At 71.0% G+C, this 22653-nt stretch carries 23 protein-coding genes; 2 read left to right on the top strand and 21 right to left on the bottom strand.

The window, feature by feature from the left end; genetic code table 11:
• Positions 1-48 precede the first annotated feature (48 nt).
• The 10 genes from era to hrcA all read right to left on the bottom strand — a co-directional run bounded on the left by era (position 49) and on the right by hrcA (position 9389).
• On the bottom strand, positions 49-975 hold the full coding sequence (gene era, locus ACR9E9_RS12705) for a GTPase Era (protein ID WP_435198992.1): 927 nt from the start codon (positions 973-975) through the stop codon (positions 49-51).
• Positions 972-2267, bottom strand: a complete 1296-nt coding sequence (locus ACR9E9_RS12710) for a hemolysin family protein (RefSeq protein ID WP_435198994.1) — start codon at positions 2265-2267, stop codon at positions 972-974. The genes era and ACR9E9_RS12710 overlap by 4 nt, the downstream gene beginning before the upstream one ends.
• Positions 2264-2734: an rRNA maturation RNase YbeY gene (gene ybeY, locus ACR9E9_RS12715; RefSeq protein ID WP_435198996.1), complete on the bottom strand. Its 471-nt coding sequence runs from the start codon at positions 2732-2734 to the stop codon at positions 2264-2266. Before ybeY ends, ACR9E9_RS12710 begins: the two co-directional genes overlap by 4 nt.
• Entirely contained in the window at positions 2731-3783 is a 1053-nt protein-coding gene (locus tag ACR9E9_RS12720) for a PhoH family protein (protein WP_435198998.1), read from the bottom strand. Before ACR9E9_RS12720 ends, ybeY begins: the two co-directional genes overlap by 4 nt.
• Before the next feature lie 51 nt (positions 3784-3834).
• Positions 3835-4581 (bottom strand): hypothetical protein, encoded by a 747-nt coding sequence (locus ACR9E9_RS12725; RefSeq protein ID WP_435199000.1) that lies wholly within the window; start codon positions 4579-4581, stop codon positions 3835-3837.
• Positions 4578-5360: a hypothetical protein gene (locus ACR9E9_RS12730; RefSeq protein WP_435199002.1), complete on the bottom strand. Its 783-nt coding sequence runs from the start codon at positions 5358-5360 to the stop codon at positions 4578-4580. The genes ACR9E9_RS12725 and ACR9E9_RS12730 overlap by 4 nt, the downstream gene beginning before the upstream one ends.
• Positions 5357-6337, bottom strand: coding sequence for a WXG100 family type VII secretion target (locus ACR9E9_RS12735; protein WP_435199004.1), 981 nt, complete (start codon positions 6335-6337; stop codon positions 5357-5359). The genes ACR9E9_RS12730 and ACR9E9_RS12735 overlap by 4 nt, the downstream gene beginning before the upstream one ends.
• Positions 6338-6428: 91 nt before the next feature.
• Positions 6429-7175 carry a 16S rRNA (uracil(1498)-N(3))-methyltransferase gene (locus tag ACR9E9_RS12740; RefSeq protein WP_435199006.1) on the bottom strand — a complete coding sequence of 249 codons (747 nt, stop codon included), beginning with the start codon at positions 7173-7175 and terminating at the stop codon, positions 6429-6431.
• A gap of 12 nt (positions 7176-7187) precedes the next feature.
• Positions 7188-8309: a molecular chaperone DnaJ gene (gene dnaJ, locus ACR9E9_RS12745; protein WP_435199008.1), complete on the bottom strand. Its 1122-nt coding sequence runs from the start codon at positions 8307-8309 to the stop codon at positions 7188-7190.
• A 51-nt stretch (positions 8310-8360) separates the two neighbouring features.
• Positions 8361-9389 carry a heat-inducible transcriptional repressor HrcA gene (gene hrcA / locus ACR9E9_RS12750; RefSeq protein ID WP_435199010.1) on the bottom strand — a complete coding sequence of 343 codons (1029 nt, stop codon included), beginning with the start codon at positions 9387-9389 and terminating at the stop codon, positions 8361-8363.
• Positions 9390-9531: 142 nt separating this feature from the next.
• Here hrcA and ACR9E9_RS12755 point away from each other — a divergent pair, with 142 nt between their 5' ends.
• Positions 9532-10410: a DUF3097 domain-containing protein gene (locus tag ACR9E9_RS12755; protein WP_435199012.1), complete on the top strand. Its 879-nt coding sequence runs from the start codon at positions 9532-9534 to the stop codon at positions 10408-10410.
• 1 nt (position 10411) lies between these two features.
• Here ACR9E9_RS12755 and fabG read toward each other — a convergent pair whose 3' ends face one another.
• The 3 genes from fabG to hemW all read right to left on the bottom strand — a co-directional run bounded on the left by fabG (position 10412) and on the right by hemW (position 13154).
• Positions 10412-11167, bottom strand: coding sequence for a 3-oxoacyl-ACP reductase FabG (gene fabG, locus ACR9E9_RS12760; RefSeq protein ID WP_435199014.1), 756 nt, complete (start codon positions 11165-11167; stop codon positions 10412-10414).
• Between the two features lie 87 nt (positions 11168-11254).
• A complete protein-coding gene (locus ACR9E9_RS12765) occupies positions 11255-11902 on the bottom strand; it encodes a trimeric intracellular cation channel family protein (protein WP_435199016.1) in 648 nt (215 codons plus the stop codon).
• Positions 11895-13154 carry a radical SAM family heme chaperone HemW gene (gene hemW, locus ACR9E9_RS12770; RefSeq protein WP_435199018.1) on the bottom strand — a complete coding sequence of 420 codons (1260 nt, stop codon included), beginning with the start codon at positions 13152-13154 and terminating at the stop codon, positions 11895-11897. The genes ACR9E9_RS12765 and hemW overlap by 8 nt, the downstream gene beginning before the upstream one ends.
• A 72-nt stretch (positions 13155-13226) precedes the next feature.
• Between hemW and ACR9E9_RS12775 the strand changes: the two genes are divergently transcribed.
• On the top strand, positions 13227-13988 hold the full coding sequence (locus ACR9E9_RS12775) for a tyrosine-protein phosphatase (protein ID WP_435199020.1): 762 nt from the start codon (positions 13227-13229) through the stop codon (positions 13986-13988).
• A 16-nt stretch (positions 13989-14004) separates the two neighbouring features.
• Here ACR9E9_RS12775 and ACR9E9_RS12780 read toward each other — a convergent pair whose 3' ends face one another.
• The 8 genes from ACR9E9_RS12780 to ACR9E9_RS12815 all read right to left on the bottom strand — a co-directional run bounded on the left by ACR9E9_RS12780 (position 14005) and on the right by ACR9E9_RS12815 (position 22554).
• Complete coding sequence (locus tag ACR9E9_RS12780) at positions 14005-14487, bottom strand: hotdog fold domain-containing protein (protein ID WP_435199022.1); 483 nt, start codon at positions 14485-14487, stop codon at positions 14005-14007.
• A 62-nt stretch (positions 14488-14549) separates the two neighbouring features.
• Positions 14550-14942, bottom strand: a complete 393-nt coding sequence (locus ACR9E9_RS12785; protein ID WP_435199024.1) for a VOC family protein — start codon at positions 14940-14942, stop codon at positions 14550-14552.
• Positions 14943-14953: 11 nt separating this feature from the next.
• Entirely contained in the window at positions 14954-15766 is an 813-nt protein-coding gene (locus tag ACR9E9_RS12790) for a helix-turn-helix domain-containing protein (protein ID WP_435199026.1), read from the bottom strand.
• 25 nt (positions 15767-15791) lie between these two features.
• On the bottom strand, positions 15792-17663 hold the full coding sequence (lepA, locus tag ACR9E9_RS12795; RefSeq protein ID WP_435199028.1) for a translation elongation factor 4: 1872 nt from the start codon (positions 17661-17663) through the stop codon (positions 15792-15794).
• Positions 17664-17797: 134 nt separating this feature from the next.
• Positions 17798-18058 carry a 30S ribosomal protein S20 gene (gene rpsT, locus ACR9E9_RS12800; protein WP_435199030.1) on the bottom strand — a complete coding sequence of 87 codons (261 nt, stop codon included), beginning with the start codon at positions 18056-18058 and terminating at the stop codon, positions 17798-17800.
• A 180-nt stretch (positions 18059-18238) separates the two neighbouring features.
• Entirely contained in the window at positions 18239-19201 is a 963-nt protein-coding gene (gene holA, locus ACR9E9_RS12805) for a DNA polymerase III subunit delta (protein ID WP_435199032.1), read from the bottom strand.
• 75 nt (positions 19202-19276) lie between these two features.
• Positions 19277-21505, bottom strand: a complete 2229-nt coding sequence (locus ACR9E9_RS12810) for an ATP-dependent DNA helicase (RefSeq protein ID WP_435199034.1) — start codon at positions 21503-21505, stop codon at positions 19277-19279.
• Between the two features lie 98 nt (positions 21506-21603).
• Positions 21604-22554: a class II glutamine amidotransferase gene (locus tag ACR9E9_RS12815; protein ID WP_435199036.1), complete on the bottom strand. Its 951-nt coding sequence runs from the start codon at positions 22552-22554 to the stop codon at positions 21604-21606.
• Positions 22555-22653: the final 99 nt, after the last annotated feature.

Here is a 22653-nt window from a genome sequence, read left to right on the forward strand (position 1 = left end):
GCGGATCGTGGGCCCCGGAGGCAGTGGATCATGCGCCCCCGGAGGGCCTCAGAATCCCAGTCGCTGCATCTGCTTGGGGTCGCGCTGCCAGTCCTTGGCGACCTTGACGTGGAGGTCGAGGTAGACCCGCTGCCCGAGGAGCTTTTCGATCCCCGCACGGGCCTGGGTACCGACCTCCCGCAGGCGTGAGCCGCCACGGCCGATGATGATCGCCTTCTGACTGTCCCGCTCGACGAAGACGTGGACACGCACGTCGAGCATCGGCGAGTCGTCCGGGCGGTCCTCGCGCGGCACCATCTCCTCGACGACCACCGCGAGGCTGTGCGGCAGCTCGTCCCGCACACCCTCGAGGGCGGCCTCGCGCACGAGCTCGGCGATCATGCGCTCGTCCGGCTCGTCGGTGAGGACGTCCTCGGGGTACAGCGGAGCGGGAGAGGGCGGCATGTGCTCCGCCAGCACGGTCAGCACGTCCTCGACCTGGTCCCCGCGCACGGCGGAACAGGGGACGATCGCCGTCCAGTCACCGAGCCGGTCGATGGCGATGAGGTGCTCCGCGAGGCGCCCCTTGTCGACCGTGTCGCTCTTGGTGGCGATGGCGACGACGGGCACCTTCTTCGCGCGCTGGAGCTCGATGAGCTCCGCGGCGATGAAGCCGTCCCCCGGCCCGATCTTCTGGTCGGCGGGGAGGCAGAAGCCGATGACGTCGACCTCGAGAAGGGTCTCGCGGACGAGGTCGTTGAGCCGCTCCCCCAGCAGGGTTCGTGGCTTGTGCAGCCCCGGGGTGTCCACGAGGATCAGCTGCTCGTGGTCCCGCGTGACGATCCCGCGGATGGTGTGCCGGGTGGTCTGTGGCTTGCTCGAGGTGATCGCGACCTTGTCCCCGACGAGGGCATTGGTCAAGGTCGACTTCCCCGCGTTGGGCCGGCCCACGAGACAGGCGAAGCCTGCCTTCCACTGCATCTCGTCCACGCTCATGCCCCGATCTCCTCGTGATGGTGGCCGGCCGCCGGGTCCACGGCGGCAACCCGCTCGACGATGACGGTCGCGATCCGGTGCCGTCGTCCGGACATCTTCTCAGCCGACAGCGAGAGTCCGGCAACCTCGCAGCGCGCGCCCACGATCGGGACCCGGCCGGTGACCTTGCCGATGAGCCCGCCGACGGTGTCGACCTCCTCGTCCTCGAGATCGACGTCGTAGAGCTCGGCGAGGTCGTCGACGCTCAGGCCCGCGGGGACGCGGTAGCGCTCCTCGCCGAGGTCCTCGACACCTGGCCCTTCCCGGTCGTACTCATCGGTGATCTCCCCGACGATCTCCTCGAGGATGTCCTCGATCGTCACCAGTCCAGCGGTCCCGCCGTACTCGTCGACGACGATCGCAGCGTGGGTCTGCTCGACCTGCATCTCGCGCAGCAGTGAGTCGACCGGTTTGCTCTCGGGGACGAAGGGGGCCGGTCGCATGAACTTCTCGACCGGCCGCTCCACGGCCCGCTCGTCGGCGAGGACCGCGCGCACGACGTCCTTGAGGTAGACCAGGCCCACGATGTCGTCGCTGGACTCACCGACGACCGGCACCCTGGAGAAGCCGGAGCGGATGAAGAGGTTCAGGCCCTTGCGCACCGGCTTGTCCGACTCGATGGTGACCATGTCCGTGCGCGGGACCATGACCTCGTGGGCCAGGGTGTCGCCGAGCTCGAAGACGGAGTGGAGCATGTCGCGCTCCTCGTCCTCGATGAGCGAGGACTCCCCTGCCATGTCGAGCAGGTCACGCAGCTCCGCCTCGGAGCTGAAGGGCCCGTCCCGGTAGCCCCCACCCGGGGTCACGGCATTGCTCACGGTCACGAGCAGACGCGCGAAGGGCCCGAGGATGCGGCGCAACCAGATGACGAAGGGAGCAGCCACCAGCGCGATCGAGGTGCTGTGCTGCTGTCCGAGGGTGCGCGGTGAGACGCCGACGAGGACGAAGGTCACGACGACCATGATCCCCACCGAGATGACGAGGGCCACCCAGGTGCGCTCGACCTGCTCCACCACGACGAGCGTGATGAGCACGGCGGCGCTCGCCTCCGCGATGGCGCGCAGGAAGACGATGACGGAGATCGGGCCGGCGCTCTCGGCGAGGATGGCGCGCAGGGCCCCGGCTCCGCGTTTGCCGTCGCTCTCGGCCTGCTCCGCCCCGACGCGCGAGGCCGAGCCGATCGCGGCGTCGATGAGGGTGAGCACGAAGGCGGCGACGATCGAGATGATCGCGCCGACGATGAGTGTGGTCACGCGCCGCTCTCCCGGCCCCGTTGCGCGAGGAAGGTCAGCAGCAGCTGGCGCTGCAGCTCGAACATCTCCTGCTCCTCCTCCGGCTCCGCGTGGTCGTAGCCGAGGAGGTGGAGGATGCCGTGCGTCGTGAGCAGGAGCATCTCCTCGATCATCGCGTGGCCGGCCGCGTCGGCCTGGCTCTCCGCGACGGAGGGACACAGCACGATGTCCCCGAGGACACCCTCCTGCGGTTGCTCGCCCTCGCGACCGGGCTCGAGCTCGTCCATGGGGAAGCTCATGACATCGGTGGGTCCGGGCAGGTCCATCCACTGCACGTGCAGGACCGTCATGGTGTCCTCGTCGACCATCCGGATGCACAGCTCGGCCCGCGGGTGGACCCTCATCTCGCCGAGGACGTACCGGGCGAGGTCGATGAACTCGCGCTCCTGGATCCCGTGGCCGCTCTCGTTGAGGACCTCGATGCTCATCTGTGCGGCCCCTTCGTCGCGTCGTACCGGTCGTAGGCATTGACGATCTCCCCGACGAGTCGGTGGCGCACGACGTCCACGGCAGCGAGGTGGGCGAAGTGCACCCCGTCGACGTCCCCGAGGATCCGCTGGACGACCTTCAGGCCCGACTCGACCCCCCCGGGGAGGTCGACCTGGCTCGTGTCGCCGGTGACGACCATCTTCGAGCCGAAGCCCAGTCGGGTGAGGAACATCTTCATCTGCTCGGGCGAGGTGTTCTGCGCCTCGTCGAGGATGATGAAGGAGTCGTTGAGGGTGCGACCGCGCATGAAGGCCAGGGGGGCGACCTCGATGGTGCCCGCCGCCATGAGTCGAGGGATCGACTCGGGGTCGATCATGTCGTGCAGGGCGTCGTAGAGGGGGCGCAGGTACGGGTCGATCTTGTCGCCCAGCGTGCCCGGGAGGAAGCCGAGCTTCTCGCCCGCCTCGACGGCCGGGCGGGTGAGGATGATCCGGTTGACCTGCTTCGCCTGCAGTGCGGCGACCGCCTTGGCCATCGCGAGGTAGGTCTTGCCCGTCCCCGCGGGACCGATGCCGAAGATCACCGTGTGGTCACCGATGGCGTCGACGTAGTCCTTCTGGCCCAGCGTCTTGGGCCGGATGGCGCGTCCCCGGTTGGAGACGATGTTCATCGTCAGCACATCGGCCGGTCGCTGCCGGCTCTGGCCGCGCAGCATGGTGATCGAGCGATCGACGGCGTCGGCATTCAACGACTGCCCTGACTCGACGATCTCGAGGAGCTCGTCCAGGAGCCGGTCGATGATCTCGAGGTCCGCCTCCGGGCCCCGCAGGCGGAACTCATTGCCCCGCACGAGGATCTCGGCCCGGGGGAAGGCTCGCTCCATCGTGCGCAGCAAGCCGTCGGTCGGTCCGAGGAGGTTGACCATCGGTACGTTGTCGGGCAGGACGATCGTCTGCTGCACGCTCCGGGCCGGGCCGGACGCGGCCTCTCGGGGGCTGTCGGGGATCGCGTCGAGCGCGCGCAGGTCTGGGTTGTCGGCGTGAGGCATCGTGTGAGCAAGTCTACGACCGACCCGCCACATCGCACGAGTCCGTCGGCGCTACCTCCGCACCCCGGCCAGGGGCGGGTCGGTGGTCTGACGGCCACGGAAGAGGGGCGCGCCGTCCTGGCGACGGGTCGGTCTGACCGCGCGGTGCGCCAGGGTCTCCTCGGCCAGTCCTCGAGCCGACTCGAGCCCCGCGCCCAGCATGGCCGCCTCCAGGGCCTCGAGGAAGGCGCGCTGGTCACGTGCGCCGAGCAGGTACCACCCGAAGACCGACCGACCGGGGTCGGGGGCACCGGCGACGTTGGCGGCGAGCATGCCCGGCTGCCACCCGTTGAGGACGACCATCGGCCCGGCCGTTCCCCGGGTTGCCCCTGCAGGCGCAGCAGCGTGCCGGGTGAGGAAGAGGGCCCGCGAGACGTGGACCCGGCCGGGGTCGATGGTCTCCAGGGGAATCACCGTCCGCCCCCCGAAGCCCAGGACGAGGCCGTGTGCGTGCACCCGGATCCGGTCGAGGAGGCCGGCGACGACGAAGACCAGTGCCGCACCGACCCCGATCGCCAGCGGCACCACGGCGATGAGCGGTTCCGGGGCGAGGACGAGGGCCAGGAGTGCGACGAGGACGAAGGGGAGGACGAGCGCGGTGAGGAAGCCTGCGGTCGGTCGTGCCCTGAACACGGCCAGCTCCGGGCCGGGATCGTCCCTGACCGCGGCGACGAGGTCGTCCAGGTACTGCTGGGCGGCGGCCGAGCCGTCGTGGTGGAACAGCGGGCGCGCCGCGGGGACGGTGGGACCCCCGGTCACGACGTGGCGCCCTCGGCCCACCCGCGCCACAGGTCGACGACGGCCTGCGGCCCTGCGGGCGTGTAGGTGACGGACTCCCCCGACGGCGCGGCGACGAACAGCTCGGAGGCCGAGGCGTGCACGACCGTCAGGTCGCCCCCGTCGTCGAGCTGCCGGGCCAGGGTGGTGACGTGGGTGATGCCCCGGAGGAAGTCCAGTCGCTGCCCACCCTCGAGGTCGGACTCGGTGACGACCCGCTCTTCACCGCTCGCGGCGGAGTCGTCGGTGACGCCGAGGAAGCGCAGGAACTCGGCCTGCTCCTGTGCGTCGGGGGGCGTGAGGAGGAAGGCGTGGTACCCCTGCGGACTCACGAGCTCCCGCAGCACGACGCCGTCGGCCACCGGACGGTAGGTCAACCACGACTGGCCGTCCTCGGTCATCCGCTGTGCGACGAGGGAGGCATCGACCCGCCGCAGGTGCAGGGCCGCCAACAGCGCCTCCGCCACCTCGTACTCGTGGTTGCCGTCAGCGTGCTCGGCGACCACGGCGAAGCTGTCGAAGGCGGTCATCGTGCGCAGGGCGGCCGACTGGGCGAGCTGCTTCTCCGCCGGGTCGAGACCCTTGTACCACTCGCCCAGGGGACCGGCCTGCTGGGCATCCCCGACGAGTGCCACCATCGCCTCGTCCGGGAGGGCACCCAGGGCGAGCGGTCCCTGCTCGCCGACGACCGCCACGGACTGCTGGGCGGCCTGCTGCGCGGCAGCCGAATCGATGATTCCCGGGGTCTTCAGTTCGGTCATGAGAACAGGCCTCCGATGGCACCGACAGGATCGGAGAGCACACTACCAACCTCGTCGACGACGTCCTTGGCGCCGTCGACGACGCTCTTGGCGCCATCGGCGATCGCGCTCCCCGCGTCCGAGAGCGCTCCGGAGATCGAGTCCCAGTTCTGGTAGATCGCGATCCCCGCCGCCGCGATCCCGGCGCCGGCCATGATGCCGATGCCCACGGGCCCCAGGGCCACGCCGAAGGCTGCCGCGGTGGCGAGGCCGCCGCTGAGCGCGCCAAGACCACCCCCGGTGGCCCGCAGGTAGTCCCCCTCGCGCACGCCCTGCACCAGATCGAAGCCGCCGGCGACGACACCCAGCGGACCGAGGACCTTGCCGAGGGTCGGGCCGGCGGTCCGTAGCAGGCCACCGAGCCTCGAGCTGATCCTCGCCGGGATGGTGCCCCTGAAGAGGTCGTCCATCATCCCGCCCGAGGCTCCCAGCAGGCTGGCCAGGCGGCCCTCCGGCATGAGCGCCTGGTACATCTTGAAGGTGTTGCCCGTGAGCGCGGCCCACAGGCGTGGTCCCTTGGTGACCAGTGCCGCGATCCCGGAGCCGAGCGGCCCGAGCGCCGCCAGGTCGTCGAGACCGAGGCCGTCGTCCGAGGAGCTGCCGCCCGTGCCGGGGCCCGCGCCGCCGGCACCGGGCGCCCCGGCCCCGCCGGACAGGATGCTTCCGGAGCCGTCGGACGCGTCGTCCTGCTGGTCGGCCTGCTCGGTCAGCAGCCGGCTGTAGGCGCGGATGCGCGTGCTGGCGTCGGAGATGGTCTGCTCCGCCGTGGACCAGCCGCCCTCGAAGTGCTCGACATCGGCACCCTCCCAGGCTCCGCCGAGCACGGACAGCTGGGACCTGCCCGTTGCCCCCACCGCAGCGATCCGCTCGCCGCTCGCCAGCAGCTGTTGCGCGACGTCCCGGACGCGAGCGACGTCCATTCCCTGCTCCAACGACATGCCAGGCCCCTTGGTTGTTCCGGTTGACGACTGCCCCTCGAAACTAGGCCAGGTCGGGCACCGGTGCCATGGGGAGCACTCCCCGTCGCGGTCAGCGCCACCGTTGCGCGGCGCTGAGGACCGCGATCGCGGCCGGGCCGGCCGTGGAGGCCCGCAGGACCTGTGACCCCAGCCGCACGGGTGTGGCTCCCGCGGCGACGAAGCGGTCGACCTCCTGCGGCGAGATCCCCCCTTCGGGCCCGACCACGAGGAGGATCTCCCCCTCGGGCGGCAGCACGGCCGTGGCGAGGGAGGTGACCGCGTCCTCGTGCAGGACGAAGGGGGTCACCCCCGCACCCGAGCACCGCTCGGCGAGGGCACTGCTCGCCACGAGGTCCTCGAGCTCGGGCCACCGTGAGCGTCGCGACTGCTTGGCGGCGCGCTCGACGACCTTGGCCCACTTCTGCAGCCCCTTCTCGGCCCGCGGCCCCTTCCACCGGACGATGGAGCGGTCCGCCTGCCACGGGATGATGCCGTCGACACCGAGCTCGGTGGCCGCCTCGACGGCGTCCTCGTCCCGCCCGTCCTTGGCGAGCGCCTGCACGAGCGTCAGGCGAAGGGCGGGCGCCGGCTCGTCGATGCGCGCGACCACGCGCAGGCGGACGAGGTCCCCCGAGACCTGCTCGGCGCGCGTGCGCAGCCGGTGGCCCTCGCGGTCGGCAACCCAGACCTCGTCACCGACGGCCTGCCGGACCACGGTCGCGGCGTGGTGGGCCTCGGCCCCGGTGAGGTCGACGGTGTCATCCGGGCCGAGCCCGTCCAGGGCACCCGGGTCGACGAGGAAGAGCGGTGCGGTCACCGGGTCGTCGGGTCAGCGCTTGAAGGCGTGGCGCAGGCGTCCGACGAAGCCGGCGTCGATGTCGTCGAGCTGCCCGTCCGGCGCCTCCTCGTCCCGCACCCGGGCGAGATCGCGCAGCAGCTGCTCCTGCTCGCCATCGAGGCGGGTCGGTGTGCGCACGTCGACGTGGATGATCAGGTCGCCGCGGCCCTCGTGGCGCAGGTGGGTCACCCCGAGACCGGTGAGGACGATCGTGTCGCCGGGCTGGGTCCCCCGCTTGATGCTGATCTCCTGCTCGCCGTCGAGGGTGCGAAAGCTCATGTCCACCCCGAGCGCGGCCGCGGTCATGGGGACCGCCACCGAGGCGTGCAGGTCGTCGCCGCGTCGGGTGAAGGTCTCGTGCTCCATGACCCGCAGCTCGACGTAGAGGTCGCCGGCGGCCCCGCCGCCGGGACCGACCTCCCCTTCGCCCGCGAGGTGGATGCGTGTGCCGGAGTCGACACCGGCGGGGATGCGGACCTTCATCGTGCGGCGGGTGCGCACCCGGCCCTGGCCGGAGCACTCGTGGCAGGGGTTGGGGATGACCTCGCCGAAGCCCTGACAGGTCGGGCAGGGACGGCTGGTCATGACCTGGCCGAGGAAGGAGCGCTGCACCTGCTGGATCTCACCGCGACCGGCACAGGTGTCACAGGTGCGCCGGCCGGTGCCCGGCTGGGCACCGTCGCCGGAGCACGAGGAGCAGACGGTCGCGGTGTCGATGGTCAGGTCCTCCTGGCCGCCGAAGACCGCGGTCGCCAGGTCGACCTCGAGGCCGACGAGGCCGTCCTGCCCGCGGGAGGAGCGTGAGCGCCGGCCGCGGCCGCCACCACCGGCGGAGCCACCGAAGAACTGCTCCATGATGTCGCTGAAGCTGAATCCCGCACCGAAGCCGTCGTGGGCGCCGCCGTAGGGGTCGCCGCCCATGTCGTACTGCCGCCGCTTGGTCTCGTCGGAGAGCACGTCGTAGGCCTGCGAGACCCGCTTGAACCTCTCCTCGGCGTCCTCACCCGGATTGACGTCCGGGTGCAGGGTCCGGGCGAGCTTGCGGTAGGCCCGCTTGATCTCCTCGGGGCTGGCGTCCCGGCTGATGCCGAGGTCCTCGTAGTAGTCGTTCACGCGTGACGTCCTCGTGGGTCGTGGGTGGTCTGTGGTGCGGATGGGCGCCCGTCAGGCGTCCATGATCCGCGAGAGGTAGGTGGCGACGGCCCGCACCTGGGCCATCGTCGCCGGATAGTCCATGCGGGTCGGGCCGAGCACCCCGACCGTGCCGACCTGCTCGTCACCCGAGCCGTAGCCCGAGGTGATGAAGGAGGTGCTCTGCAGGCCGCTGACGGGGTTCTCCGAACCGATGCGCACGGAGACCTCGTCCTGGTCCGCCTCGACGGTGAGCAGCTTGAGCAGCACGACGTGCTGCTCGAGCGCGTCGAGGACCGGCTCGAGCGTCATCGGGAAGTCGCTCGGACGGCGGGCGAGGTTGGCCGTGCCGGCGAGGGCGACCTTGGTCTCCCGCTCCTCGGCGAGCGCGTCCTCGAGAGCGGCGAGCACTCCCGCGGTCAGCGCGTCCTCGGTCTCGGTGTCCTCGTCGTGGAGGGCACCGAGCGCGCCCAGCGCCTCGAGGAGGCGCTGGTCACGGGTCGCAGCGTTGATCCGCCCACGAGCCCGGGCGAGTGCCTCCTGGCCGGGAGCATCGGTGTAGTCGACGCCGGTGGGCACGACGCGTTGCTCGACGCGTCCGGTGCCCATGATGACGACGACCATGAGCCGGGCCTCGTTCATCGGGACCAGCTCGATGTGCTTGACCGTGCTGCGGGTCAACGACGGGTACTGCACGACGGCCACCTGGCGGGTGAGCGTCGAGAGGAGTCGCACCGTCCGGTCGAGGACGACGTCGAGCTCACCGGCGCCCTCGAGGTAGTCCGTGATGGCGGTCCGCTCCCCCTTCGACATCGGCCGGATGGCCTGCAACCGGTCGACGAAGAGGCGGTACCCGGCATCGGTGGGGATCCGGCCGGCCGAGGTGTGCGGGGCGATGATCAGGCCCGCGTCCTCGAGTGCCGCCATGTCGTTGCGCACCGTGGCCGCGGAGACGTTGAGCCGGTGACGGTCGAGCAGGGCACGGGAGCCGACCGGCTCCGATGTCTGCACGTAGTCCTCCACGATGGCGCTGAGGACGTCCATCCGCCGTTCGTCACTCATGAAGACCTCCTTCGACGCCTCTCGCCTGGACCCTTGGCACTCCGTCCGCCTGAGTGCCAAGTCTACGACCGGACCGGGTATTCCCCTGAATCCGGCGTGCCCTGCCCCTGGAGAACCTCCCCGCCGCCTAGCGTTCGTCCTCGTGAACGACCGATACGGCAACGACGTGCTCTCCGGCGACTGGCGCTCCTCGGGTCGGCTGGCCCGGCCGACCTCGCGGGCCCTCGAGGCGACCCGCGGCACGGTGGTCGAGGACGTCGACACCGGCTGGGTGGGTGCGGTCGTCGCGGTGGAGAAGGCGGGGGGCGTGCACGTCGTCCACCTCGAGGACCGTCGGGGCAAGGTGCGTGCCTTCCCCCTCGGCCCGGGATTCCTCGTCGACGGCTCCCCGGTGAGTCTCACGGCTCCCACGGCGACCCAGCGGGCGGCTCTCGCCCGGGCGCAGCAGGCCTCCTCGCGCACCGCGAGCGGCTCGGTGGCGGTCACGGGCGCGAAGGCCCGGGTCGCCCGCGGCTCCCGGATCTTCGTCGAGGGCCGACACGACGCCGAGCTGGTCGAGAAGGTCTGGGGCCACGACCTGCGGGTGGAGGGTGTCGTCGTCGAGATGCTCGACGGCGTGGACGACCTCGCCGCCGTCATCACGGACTTCTCCCCCGGCCCGGGCCGACGCATGGGCGTGCTCGTCGACCACCTCGTGCCCGGGACGAAGGAGTCGCGGATCGTCGAGAAGGCCAACCGCGTCGCCCCCGATCACGTGCTCGTCGTCGGGCACCCCTATGTCGACGTGTGGCAGTCCGTGCGCCCCCAGCGGTTGGGCATGGCCACCTGGCCGACGATCCCGCGGTCCATGGAGTGGAAGCGCGGGATCTGCGCCCACCTCGGGTGGCCGCACGACGACCAGGCGGACATCGCCCGGGCCTGGAAGCAGATCCTCGGCACGGTCCGCGACTACGCCGACCTCGAGCCATCCCTGCTGGGGCGGGTGGAGGAGCTGATCGACTTCGTCACCGACGAACGATGAGTCAGTCCCTCGGCCCACCGGCGACGTAGATGACCTGCCCGGAGACGAAGCCGGCCTCCTGGGACATGAGGAAGGACGCCGTCGCGGCGATGTCCTCGGGCTGGCCGACGCGACCGACGGGGGTCTCCTTGGCCGCGTGCGCGAGGAAGTCCTCGAAGGGGACGCCGATGCGCTCGGCCGTCGCGGCCGTCATGTCGGTCTGGATGAACCCGGGGGCGATGGCATTGGCGGTCACGCCGAACTTGCCGAGCTCGATGGCCAGGGTCTTGGTGAAGCCCTGCATGCCCGCCTTGGCGGTGGAGTAGTTGACCTGCCCACGGTTGCCCAGCGCGGAGGTCGAGGAGAGGTTGACGATCCGGCCGTACTTCTCCTGCGTCATGTGCGCCTGGCAGGCCTTGGTCATGAGGAAGGCTCCGCGCAGGTGCACCGACATGACCGCGTCCCAGTCGGCGACGTCCATCTTGAAGAGCATGTTGTCGCGGATGATCCCGGCGTTGTTGACCAGCAGCGTCGGCGCGCCGAGCTCGCCGGCGACCCGGGCCACGCCCGCCTCGACCTGCTCGGGGTCCGAGACGTCCACGCCCACGGCGAGGGCGGTGCCGCCCGCGTCGGTGATCTCGTCCGCGACGACCTGGCAGGCGGACTCGTCGAGGTCGAGCACGGCCACGTGGTGGCCGTCGGTGGCCAGTCGGTGGGCGATGGCACGGCCGATGCCGCGTGCGGCTCCGGTGACGACAGCGGTGCGCGTGGTGCTCATGGGCAGCTCCTCAGGGAGACGACGAAGGGCGAACCCCCACATCGTCGTGCATGGGCACCGGCGACGACACCCTCGTCCGCCGAGCGGTCACTCCTTGGGACGCACCACGACCCACCGCGGTTCCGTGGGGAGCATCCAGCCGCGCCGACGCGCGACGAGACATACCCCACCGCCGACGACCACCGCGACGGGCGAGGCCACCGACGGCGGGGCGAGGAGCTGCAGGAGGACGTACGTGGACCCGCCGACGAAGGCCGCGCTCGCGTACAGCTCGGAGCGCTGGAGGATCACCGGGACCCGACCGAGCATCATGTCGCGCACCGCGCCACCGCCGCACGCCGTGAGCACGCCCAGGAGGATCGCCGGGAGCCAGTCGATGTCGTGGCTGAGCGCCTTCTGCGTGCCGACCACGGCCCAGGTCCCGAGGGCGATCGCATCGACCCAGGGGAAGAGCTGGTTCCAGCGCCGCCCCTCCAGCGGGACGAGGAAGGCCACGAGGGCGGCGATGAGGGCCGTCGTCAGGTAGCTGAGGTCGGTGAGCGCGACGGGTTGCAGGTTGAGCAGCACGTCACGGATCGCGCCACCACCGAGGGCGGAGACGATGGCGAGGACGCTGAAGCCCACCGGGTCGAGGTGGTGGCGCCGGGCGACGGCTCCCCCGAGGAGGCCGTTCGCGAAGACGCCCATGAGGTCGAGGACCCGGATGATGTCCGGGATGGCGGACGGCTCAGGCACGACGGGTGGACACCTCGGGCTCGGGGGCACCGGCGATGAGGTGGTGCACGACGGTGTCGGCCAGCAGCCGTCCGCGACGGGTGAGACGCACGTGGCCGCCGATCGCCGCCCGGCCGTCGACGAGACCGTCCGCGACGAGCCCGGCGACCGCCCTTCGCCCGTCGGGGTCGAGGCGGTCGGTGGGCAGGCCCTCCCGGAGGCGGACACCCAAGAGGATCTCCTCGTCCGTGCGCTGCTCCCGGGTGAGCAGCTCGCGAGCTGCCGCCGGTGACCCCTCGGCCAGGCGCTGGGCCCAGGTGGCGGGGTGCTTGACGTTCCACCAGCGGACCCCCGCCACGTGGCTGTGCGCCCCCGGGCCGACGCCCCACCAGTCGTCGCTGCGCCAGTAGGCCTCGTTGTGCCGGCAGCGGTCGGCGTCGGTGCGCGACCAGTTGCTGATCTCGTACCACTCGTAGCCCGCGGCACCGAGCATCTCGTCCGCCAGCTCGTACTTGTCGGCCTCGTCGTCGTCGGTCGGTCGCGGCAGCTCTCCACGGCGCACCCGGGCGGCGAGCTTCGTGCCCTCCTCGACGGTGAGTGCGTAGGCCGAGAGGTGGTCCGGCTCGAGCGCGACGGCGGTCTCGAGGGAGGTGCCCCACTCCTGCAACGTCTCCCCGGGGGTGCCGTAGATGAGGTCCAGGCTCACGGCGAGACCGGCGCCCCGCGCGGCGGCGACGGCCTTGGCGACGTTCGCGGGGTCGTGCGTGCGGTCGAGCGTGGCGAGGACCCCCGGGACGGCCGACTGCATGCCGAGACTGACGCGCGTGAAGCCACCGTCGGCCAGGGTCCGCAGCGACTCCGCGGTGACGCTGTCCGGGTTGGCCTCCGTGGTGACCTCGACGTCCTCGGTCAGGCCCCACCGGTGCCGCACGGCGGCGAGGAAGCGCACGAGGTCCTCGGGTGGCAGCAGGGTGGGTGTGCCCCCGCCGACGAACACCGTGGACACCGGCGGTGGGCTCCCGAGGACCCCGCCGGCGAGGTCGAGCTCGGCGATCGCGGCGTCGACGAAGGTGGCGACGCTGGCGCCCTTCGCTCCCCCGACCGGGCCGAGCTCGGTCGCGGTGTAGGTGTTGAAGTCGCAGTAGCCGCACCGCACGGTGCAGAAGGGCACGTGGAGGTAGATCCCGAAGGGACGCTCGCCCACCGCGGCACGGGCTGTGGGTGGCAGGACACCGTCGCGCGGCGCCTCGTCTCCGTCGGGCAGGGCAGGCACCCGACCATCCTCCCACCCGGCGGGCACAACTCGGTCACCCTCCTGTCAGCAGGGGTGGCTACGGTATGGACCATGACGCGGTGGATCGAGCTCGATGGTGTCGTCAACATGCGTGACCTCGGGGGGCTGCCCACCCACGCGGGGGGCCGCACCCGCGAGGGACGGCTCGTGCGCAGCGACAACCTCCAGGACCTCTCCCCCGCGGATGTGCGACACCTCGTCGAGACCGTCGGGGTCACCGACATCATCGATCTGCGCAGCAACACCGAGCGGGAGATCGCCGGCCCGGGTCCGCTCACCGAGACCTCGCTGGCGCACCACCACCACAGCTTCCTCGTGGAGGACGGCGAGGTCGGCGTCGAGCGGGCGCTGCTGCTGCAGGGTGAGCAGAGCGACCGGAGCGCGCCCGACTTCTGGACGCAGCACTACCTCGGCTACCTCGCCCAGCGACCCGACTCGGTCGCCGGCGCGCTCGCCGTCATCACCGGCAGCCGTGGGGGGACGGTCGTGCACTGCGCCGCGGGCAAGGACCGCACCGGGACGGTGACGGCGCTGGCCCTGTCCGCCGCCGGCGTCCCCGACGAGGAGATCGTCCTCGACTACGCGGCGAGCGCGGAGCGGATCACGCAGATCGTCGAGCGCCTCATCGACGTCGAGCCCTACGCCCGGGGACTCCAGGGCCGCTCGATCGACGAGCAGACTCCACAGCCGGAGACGATGGCGGCGATCCTGCGCACCCTCGCCGAGGAGCACGGCGGCGCCACCGGCTGGCTGCGCGAGCAGGGCTGGGGCAGCGACCAGGTGGACCGGCTGCGGGATCGGCTCGTCGACTGAGCCCGGCCGGGGCCGATCAGGCCGACGGGGCCCCGGTCGGCTTCATGCTCACGTAGACCGGGATGACGCCCTCGACGGCGACGACACCGTCGGTGCGCACGGCCCTGACCCGGATCTCGACGTCACCGGGGGTCTCGGCCCACTGCTGCGGGTCGGTCTCGGCGACGCAGAGCAGGTCCGTCGTCGACTTCGCGAGATAGCTGACCTGCAGGCCACGGGGCAACCAGCGCCGGTCCTGCGGGCAGGTCGCCTCCGCGAGCAGGCCCATCGCGGCCTCGAGACCGTTGCAGACCGCGATGGCGTGCAGGGTGCCGATGTGGTTGTGCACGCGCTTGCGGTTGCGGATGGACAGCTCCGCGTAGTCCGCCCGCACCTCGCGCACCACGGGACGCACGGTCGCGAAGTACGGCGCCTTGAGGCTGTAGACGAACGAGAAGATCCGCTTGCCCGCCGGCAGGCGGCTGATGCGCTGGTACAGGTCAAAGGTCTGCTGGGCCATGGGGTGGACCCTATGCGTCACCCACCGACGGCGCCCCGAGCCGTGGCGTCGCCTTCGTCACGTCACCCGGCGTAGGTGCCGAAGCTCCACGAGTTGCCCTCCGGGTCGAGGATGCTGAAGCCACGCGAGCCGTAGTCGGCGTCCGCCATCGGCCGGGTGAGGGTCGCCCCCGCAGCCTCCGCGCGCGCGTGGACGGCCGCCGGGTCGTCGGTGACCACGTAGAGCATGGCTCCACCGACGGGCGTGGTGAAGTGGGGGTCGTCCGGGCGCGCGCTCGAGATCATCACCCGGCCCCCTTCGGGCCAGAGCATCTCGCTGTGCCGCACCAGCGCGTCCTCCTCGACGAGGATCCCCTCCTCGAAGCCGAGGTCACGCAACCAGGCGCGCAGCGCGATGGGGTCGCGGGCGGTGATGCCGGGCCAGATGGTGTGGTCGGTCCGTGTCGTGGGTGTCATGTCCCCAAGGATCACCGGGACGAGCCGCCCCGGTCTTGGACGAATGCGAGGTCGTCCGCTCGCAACCACCGGGTGGGGGGTGATCCCACGAAGGCGAGCCACTCCCGGTTGAGGTGGCTCTGGTCGGCGAGACCGCAGTGCGCGGCGACCTGCGCCAAGGGCATCCCGGCAGCCACGAGCCGGTGGCTCTCCTGGAAGCGCAACACCCTGGCGGTCGTCTTGGGTGCGTGCCCGTACTCGGCCCGGAAGCGCTCACCGAGGTGGCGCGCGGACCACCCGACCTCGGACGCGACCTCACGGATCGGCGCACGACCACGGCTCGCCTCCAGCAGTCGCCACGCGTGCTCCACCTCCGGGCGCGGCAGCCACCGGGGCTCGGGCCGGGCGAAGAGCGCGTCGGTGACGAGCGAGAACCGGGCGTCCCACCCGGGGGTCTCGGACACCCTCTCGTGCAGCCGGCGGGCCCGTGGACCGACGAGCTCGCCGAGGTCGACGGTCGTCCCGGACAGCTCCCCCGGTGGACCGCCGAGGAGCACTGACGCACCGGCCGGTGTCAGGGCGAGCTGGAGCCCGTGCTGGCGGCCGTCGTGCCGGATGAAGGCCGGGGTGGCGTGCAGGCCCGCGATGAGGGTGTCGAAGCGCCCTTCACGTCCGTCGGCGCCCACGAGGTCCAGTGGGGCGTCGAGCGAGAGGACGAGCGTCACCGTGCCCGAGGGCATCCCGACGTGGACCCCGGGACGGGCACCGGAGATGCGGTACCCCGTCATCGACTCCACGAACGCGCGCAGGTGAGCGGGGATGCGCGCCTCGACGAACTCCGCCATCCACCCACGATAGACGCAGGGACGGCTACTTCTTGGCCTTCTCCACGGCGTTGTCGTCGGAGGAGAGCGCGGCGATGAAGGCCTCCTGCGGCACCTCGACGGTACCGATGTTCTTCATGCGCTTCTTGCCCTCCTTCTGCTTCTCGAGGAGCTTGCGCTTGCGGGAGATGTCGCCGCCGTAGCACTTCGCGAGCACGTCCTTGCGGATGGCGCGGATGTTCTCACGGGCGATGATCCGGGACCCGATGGCGGCCTGGATCGGCACCTCGAACTGCTGGCGCGGGATGAGCTCCTTGAGCTTGCCGACCATGAGCGTCCCGTAGGCATAGGCCTTGTCCTTGTGCACGACCGCGCTGAAGGCGTCGACGCCCTCGCCCTGCAGCAGGATGTCGACCTTGACGAGGTCGGCCGACTGGTCACCGGCCTCCTGGTAGTCGAGGGAGGCATAGCCGCGGGTCTTCGACTTCAGCTGGTCGAAGAAGTCGAAGACGATCTCCGCGAGCGGCAGCGTGTAACGCATCTCGACGCGGTCCTCCGAGAGGTAGTCCATGCCACCGAGCTGACCCCGCTTGGACTGGCACAGCTCCATGACCGCACCGATGAACTCGCTCGGCAGGAGGATCGTCGCCTTGACGATCGGCTCGCGCACCTCGCCGACCTTGCCGTAGGGGAACTCGCTCGGGTTGGTCACGACGATCTCGGTGGCGTCGTCCATCGTCACGTCGTAGACGACATTGGGCTGGGTCGAGATGAGCTCGAGGTTGAACTCGCGCTCCAGCCGCTCCCGACAGATCTCCAGGTGCAGCAGCCCGAGGAAGCCGCAGCGGAACCCGAAGCCGAGGGCCGCGGACGTCTCCGGCTCGTAGACGAGCGCGGCGTCGTTGAGCTTGAGCTTGTCGAGGGCGTCACGCAGGGTCGGGTAGTCGCTGCCGTCCAGCGGGTAGAGGCCGGAGAAGACCATCGGCATCGGGTCCTTGTACCCGCCGATGGCCTCGGCCGCCGGTGTCCCGGCATTGGTCACGGTGTCGCCGACCTTGGACTGCCGCACGTCCTTCACCCCGGTGATGAGGTAGCCGACCTCGCCGACGCCCAGGCCCTTGCTCGGCGTCATCTCGGGTGAGATGACCCCGATCTCCAGCAGCTCGTGGGTCGCCCGGGTCGACATCATGATGATCTTCTCGCGCGGGTTGAGGTCACCATCGACGACGCGGACGTAGGTGACGACTCCGCGGTAGTTGTCGTAGACGGAGTCGAAGATCATCGCCCGGGCCGGAGCGTCGGCGTCCCCCTCGGGGGGCGGGAGCTGGATGACGATCTGCTCGAGGAGCTCCTCGACGCCCTCACCGGTCTTGCCGCTGACCTTGAGCACGTCCTCGGGATCGCACCCGATGAGCCCGGCGATCTCCTCGGCGTACTTCTCCGGCTGGGCCGCCGGCAGGTCGATCTTGTTGAGCACGGGGATGATCGTCAGATCGTTCTCCATGGCCAGGTAGAGGTTGGCGAGGGTCTGCGCCTCGATGCCCTGGGCGGCATCGACGAGGAGCACCGCGCCCTCGCAGGCGGCGAGCGACCGGGAGACCTCGTAGGTGAAGTCGACGTGGCCCGGCGTGTCGATCATGTTGAGGCAGAAGACCTCGGACTCGCCCGCGGCGTCCTCGTGGGCCCACGGCATGCGCACGGCCTGCGACTTGATCGTGATGCCGCGCTCGCGCTCGATGTCCATGCGGTCGAGGTACTGCGCACGCATCTGCCGGGGCTCGACGACACCGGTGATCTGCAGCATCCGGTCGGCGAGCGTGGACTTGCCGTGGTCGATGTGCGCGATGATGCAGAAGTTGCGGATCTTCGCCGTCGGCGTCGCGTTCGGAGGAAGGGCCTCTCGGGCCTGGGGTGACACGGGTGGCGGACCTCGGGTTCGTCGGGACAGGGCTCGAGCCCATCCTCCCACGGACCGAGGGCCGGACCGGCATCCGGACATGACGAAGGGGGTCGGTCACCGTGATGGTGACCGACCCCCTTCGGGTCCTCGACTCAGAGAGCGTTGACGCGCTTCGCCAGGGCCGACTTCTTGTTCGCGGCCTGGTTGGCGTGGATGACGCCCTTGCTCACGCCCTTGTCGAGCTTGGTGCTCGCGGTGACGAGAGCCGCCTTGGCGGCCTCGGCGTCACCGGCGTCGACGGCCGTGCGCACCTTGCGGATCCACGTGCGCATCTCCGACTTGTAGGTGCGGTTGCGCTCGGTCCGGGTCGCGTTCGTCTTGACGCGCTTGATCTGGGACTTGATGTTTGCCACAGGAGTACCTTCTTGGTCGTGATGATGTTCTGCCGTTAGAGGGCGGCAAGGCGACTCGGGACCGGCGTGGGGACACCGTGGGAGAGACGCCCTGGATGCTGCTTGCGCTGCGCGCACGACCATGCGCGCACGCAAAGACCAAACTTAGCAGGGGCCGCGACGCAACGACAAAACGCCGGCTCACCGCTCGCCGTTGCGCTCGCGAGTGATCGTCAGGACCGCCTTCTCCACGGCGTAGACGGGGTCCCGCCCCCCGCCCTTGACCTCCACGTCGGCGGCCGCGACCGACCGGATGCTCCGGCCGAGGGCATCGCCGCTCCATCCCTGCAGTGACCGCCGCGCCTTGTCCACCTGCCACGGCGCCATCCCGAGGTCGCGCGCGAGATCGACGCTGCGGCCCCGACCCGCTCCCCCGACCTTGGCCAGCTGGCGCAGCTGCTGGGCGAGCACGGCGACGATCGGCACCGGGTCCACGCCGACGTTGACCGCGTGGCGGAGGAGCCGCAGGGCCTCGCCGGTCCGCCCGGCCACCGCGGCGTCGGCGACCTTGAAGCCGGTCGCCTCGACCCGGCCCCCGTGGTAGCGCTCGACGACGGCGTCATCGATGGTTCCGGTCGTGTCGTCGACGAGCTGCTGGCACGCGGAGGCGAGCTCGCGCACGTCCTTGCCCACGGCCTCGACGAGGGCCTGCACCGCCTCCGGGGTCGCCTTGCGCCGCGCCCGCCGGAACTCGTGGGTCACGAAGTCCGCCTTGTCCCGGTCGGACTTGATCGCCGGGGCCTCGATCACCCGGGCCCCGGCCTTCTTCAGGGTGTCGAGGACCTTCTTGCCGCGGTTGCCCGACGCGTGGGTGACCACCAGCGTCACCGACTCCTCGGGGTCGGCGAGGTAGGACAGCAGGTCGACCTGCAGGACCTCGGGCGCCTGGTGGAGGTCGCGCACGACGATGACCTTGTCCTCGCCGAAGAGCGAGGGGCTGGCCTGCACGCTCAGCTCGCCCTCCTCGTACGCCTCGGCCAGGAGGGTGATGACCTCGAGCTCGGGCCGGGTGACCTTGACGTCGGCGATGACCTGGTCCACCGCCCGGTCCGCGAGGACGGCCTCGGGACCGGAGACGAGGACGAAGGGGGGTGTGGTCACCACGGGGCCACCGTCGGCACCAGCGGGACGAGGGTGGGTCCGGAGCGGCCGGGACGGCGAAGGTCCATGACCGACAGGCTATCCCCGCGTCGGGACAACGAGCCCGAGCGCCGTCGCCCGGGCCGTGACGACCGCCTCGTCCCGGTCGAGGGAGGCGGCGAGCTCCTCGAGGGGCAGCCCGAGGTCGACGCCGTCGCGCAGCTCGTCGTCGTCCTGGACGGACCACCCTTCGCCTTGCGTGACGGCCGTGCGCACCCCGTCGGCGGGGCCGGGGTCCGCTACCACCGCCTGCCCGGTCATCCCCCGCCGGCCGGGCTCCGCGACCGGCTGCACCTCCGGGGCGGTCTCGTCGAGCCGGCGCAGAGCCCCGAGCACGAGATCCCGGTCGGTCGTCGGCCAGAAGGGGGGCAGGGAGCGCTGCAGGAAGCCGGCGTAACGCGCCTTGATCATCCGGTGGTCGAGGAAGGCGACGACCCCCCGGTCGTCGGAGCGACGGATGAGGCGTCCGGCACCCTGGGCGAGCCGGAGCGCGGCGTGCGTGGCCGAGACCGACATGAAGCCGTTGCCCCCACGGCGGGCGATCTCCTGGGTGCGCGCGGACGAGAGCGGGTCGTCCGGCCGCGGGAAGGGGATGCGGTCGATGAGCACGAGCTGGCAGCTGCTGCCGGGCACGTCGACCCCCTGCCACAGGGTGAGCGTGCCGAAGAGGATGGTCGCGGGGTCACGGGCGAAGTCGCGCACGAGCGTGCCGATGGTCTCCTCGCCCTGGCAGAGGACGGTGACCTCGTCACCGAGACGCTCACGCATCGCCTCGGTCGCCTCCTTCGCCGCCCGCATGGACGAGAAGAGCCCGAGGGTGCGTCCCCCGGCGGCCCGCACCAGCGCCTCGATCTCGTCGAGGGTCTGCGTGGCCAGTCCGTCGCGCCCGGGGGCGGGGAGGTGCTCGGCGACGTAGGCGATGCCCTGCTGGGCGTAGTCGAAGGGGGACCCGACGTCGAGACCGGTCCACTCGGGCGCCCCCGGCCCACGCAGGCCGAGGGTGCCGGCCACGGCATCGAAGGTCCCGCCGAGCTCGAGGGTCGCGGAGGTGAGGACGACCGTGCGGTCGCGCACCCCCTCGTCGGCATCGGTGGCCCCCGTGCCGAAGATCCGCTCGCGCACGCGCATTGCGACGCTCATCGGGGCGACGCGCAGCAGCGGGCCGCGACGCATGTCACGACTGACCCAGATGACGTCGAGCTCGTGCTCCTCGAGCATCCGTCCGGCGGTGTCGTGGACCTCCTCGACGGTCGCGAGGGCGATCTGCCGGGAGGCGTCGACCTGCTCGCCCTTCGGCGGCTTCATCTCGGTGAGCAGGGCACGGCTGACGTCCCGGCACCGGCCGAGGATGCTCGCGAGGGCATCGGGGATGCCGGTGGCCAGCCGACCCTCGGGTGCCTCCTCGAGGACGGCCTCCAGGTCGCCGGCGAGGTCGTCGAGGTCGTCCGTGGACTCGGCGAAGGAGCGACCGCGCTTCGCCGCGGCCCGGATGCCGCCCGGGGTGAGCTCATCGGTGACGGTCGAGGTGACGCGGTCGACGAGCTCGTGGGCCTCGTCGATGACGAGCACGTCGTGCTCGGGCAGCAGGGGCCGGCCCTCGAAGGCGTCGATGGCCATGAAGGAGTGGTTGGTGACGATGACGTCGACGTCCTTGGCGGCCTCGCGGGATCGCTCGACGAAGCACTCGGCGACCATCGGGCACTTCGAGCCGAGGCACTCCTGCGCCGAGACCGAGACCTGTCGCCAGGCCTTCTCGGAGACACCGGGGACGAGCTCGTCGCGGTCCCCGGACTCCGTCTCCTGCGCCCACTCGCGGACCCGGACGACCTCCTTGCCCAGGCGACCGGCGGCGGCGTCGACCTCTCCCACGTCGAACATGCCCTCGTCCTCGGCGGGGAAGCCACCCTCGAGCTTGTGCTTGCACACGTAGTTGCGGCGGCCCTTGACGATCGCGTAGGTCGGGCGGCGCGTGAGGTGACCGGTGAGGGAGTCCGCGAGCCGGGGCATGTCCCGGTCGACGATCTGCGCCTGCAGGGCGAGGGTCGCGGTGGCGACGACTGCGGGTCGGCCGGTGCGCTGGGCGTGCTCGACGGCGGGCACGAGGTAGGCCAGGGACTTGCCGGTACCGGTCCCCGCCTGGACGAGGAGGTGCTCCTCGGTGTCGATGGCGCGGGCGACGGCCGTGGCCATGTCGACCTGACCCGGGCGCGTCGTGCCGCCCACTCCCCCGACGGCGGCGGCGAGCAGGGACTCAACTGACGAGGGCACTGCCCCACCCTAGGACGCCACGGCGACGGCCCGCACACGCCGTCCACAGCGTCACCAAGCAGGGGCGAACGAGCCGATGCAGTTGGCCCCTCTCGCGCCTACACCGACAGCGTGTTGATGGTCTTGGTCACCCGTCCGCCGTCGTTGTGGAGGAAGACGATCTCGCCGAACCCGACGTGCGACCAGCCGTCGGTGTCGTCGGTCAGTGCCTCCGAGGCGAAGATGGCGCCTGTCGCCTCCTCCTCGTCGCACGTCTCGAAGTCGTAGGTCGCCTCGTCCTTGTCGAAGTTGCGACCCATCAGGAGGTACATCGGCTCCAGGAGCATCGAGAGGTCGAAGTCGTCCGTGCCCGGGCCGGACTCACGCAGGGCCTTCCAGTCGCCGGTCGGACTCGTCTCGCCGTGGAGTCCGAGACCGACGTTGACCCCGATGATGCGGTTCGTGGACACCAGCGCCATCTTCAGCTTGGTCAGGCCCGGCAGGTCGAGATCCTCCATCGCTGCGGCGATCAGCCGGACCATCTTCTCGACCGCACGCTGGACGTCCTCATCGCGGTCGCCCTCGAGCAGTGAGAGCAGGAGCACGTAGAGGAACTCCGTGTCCGTCGTACCCCGCATCTGCTCCAGGTAGACGTCCTTGCAGTGCTGCAGGAGCTCCCGCTGCAGGAGCTGCCAGTTCGGCAGGTAGCCGTTCTGGGCGACGATCCAGGGGGTCCCGGTGAACGAGAAGGGGTGGCAGTTCTCGTCGGCCAGCACGACCTGCGCGTCGTAGGCGGCTGCCCTGACGTGGGCAAGCATCGTGCTGGCGCGCAGGCTCGGGACGATGCGCTCGAGGTTGTCGTCGTAGAAGGCGGCGACGGGTCGGCGGTAGATGAAGGGGTCCTGCGGGTTGAGGAGGTGCTCGCTCCAGGCGCCGAACCCCCACCCGGCCAGCTGGAGCTCCGGGTGGCGTTCCGGGTCGAGGGCCTGGTTGACCAGGCTGTTCGTGGGCTTGAGGAGCAGGTTCTCCAGCGGGGTCTCCGGCCCGATGAACGCGAGCACTCGGCACATGGGGTTCCTCCACTGGTGGCGGCTTGGTGGTGATCGTCGACAGCCTATGTCCCGGTGGCAGCAGGCCGGCAGACGTCACCACGGTGCGTTGTCGCCATC

The sequence above is a fragment of the Janibacter sp. GS2 genome (assembly GCF_051200835.1).
In the GTDB taxonomy this organism is placed as follows: Bacteria; Actinomycetota; Actinomycetes; order Actinomycetales; family Dermatophilaceae; genus Janibacter.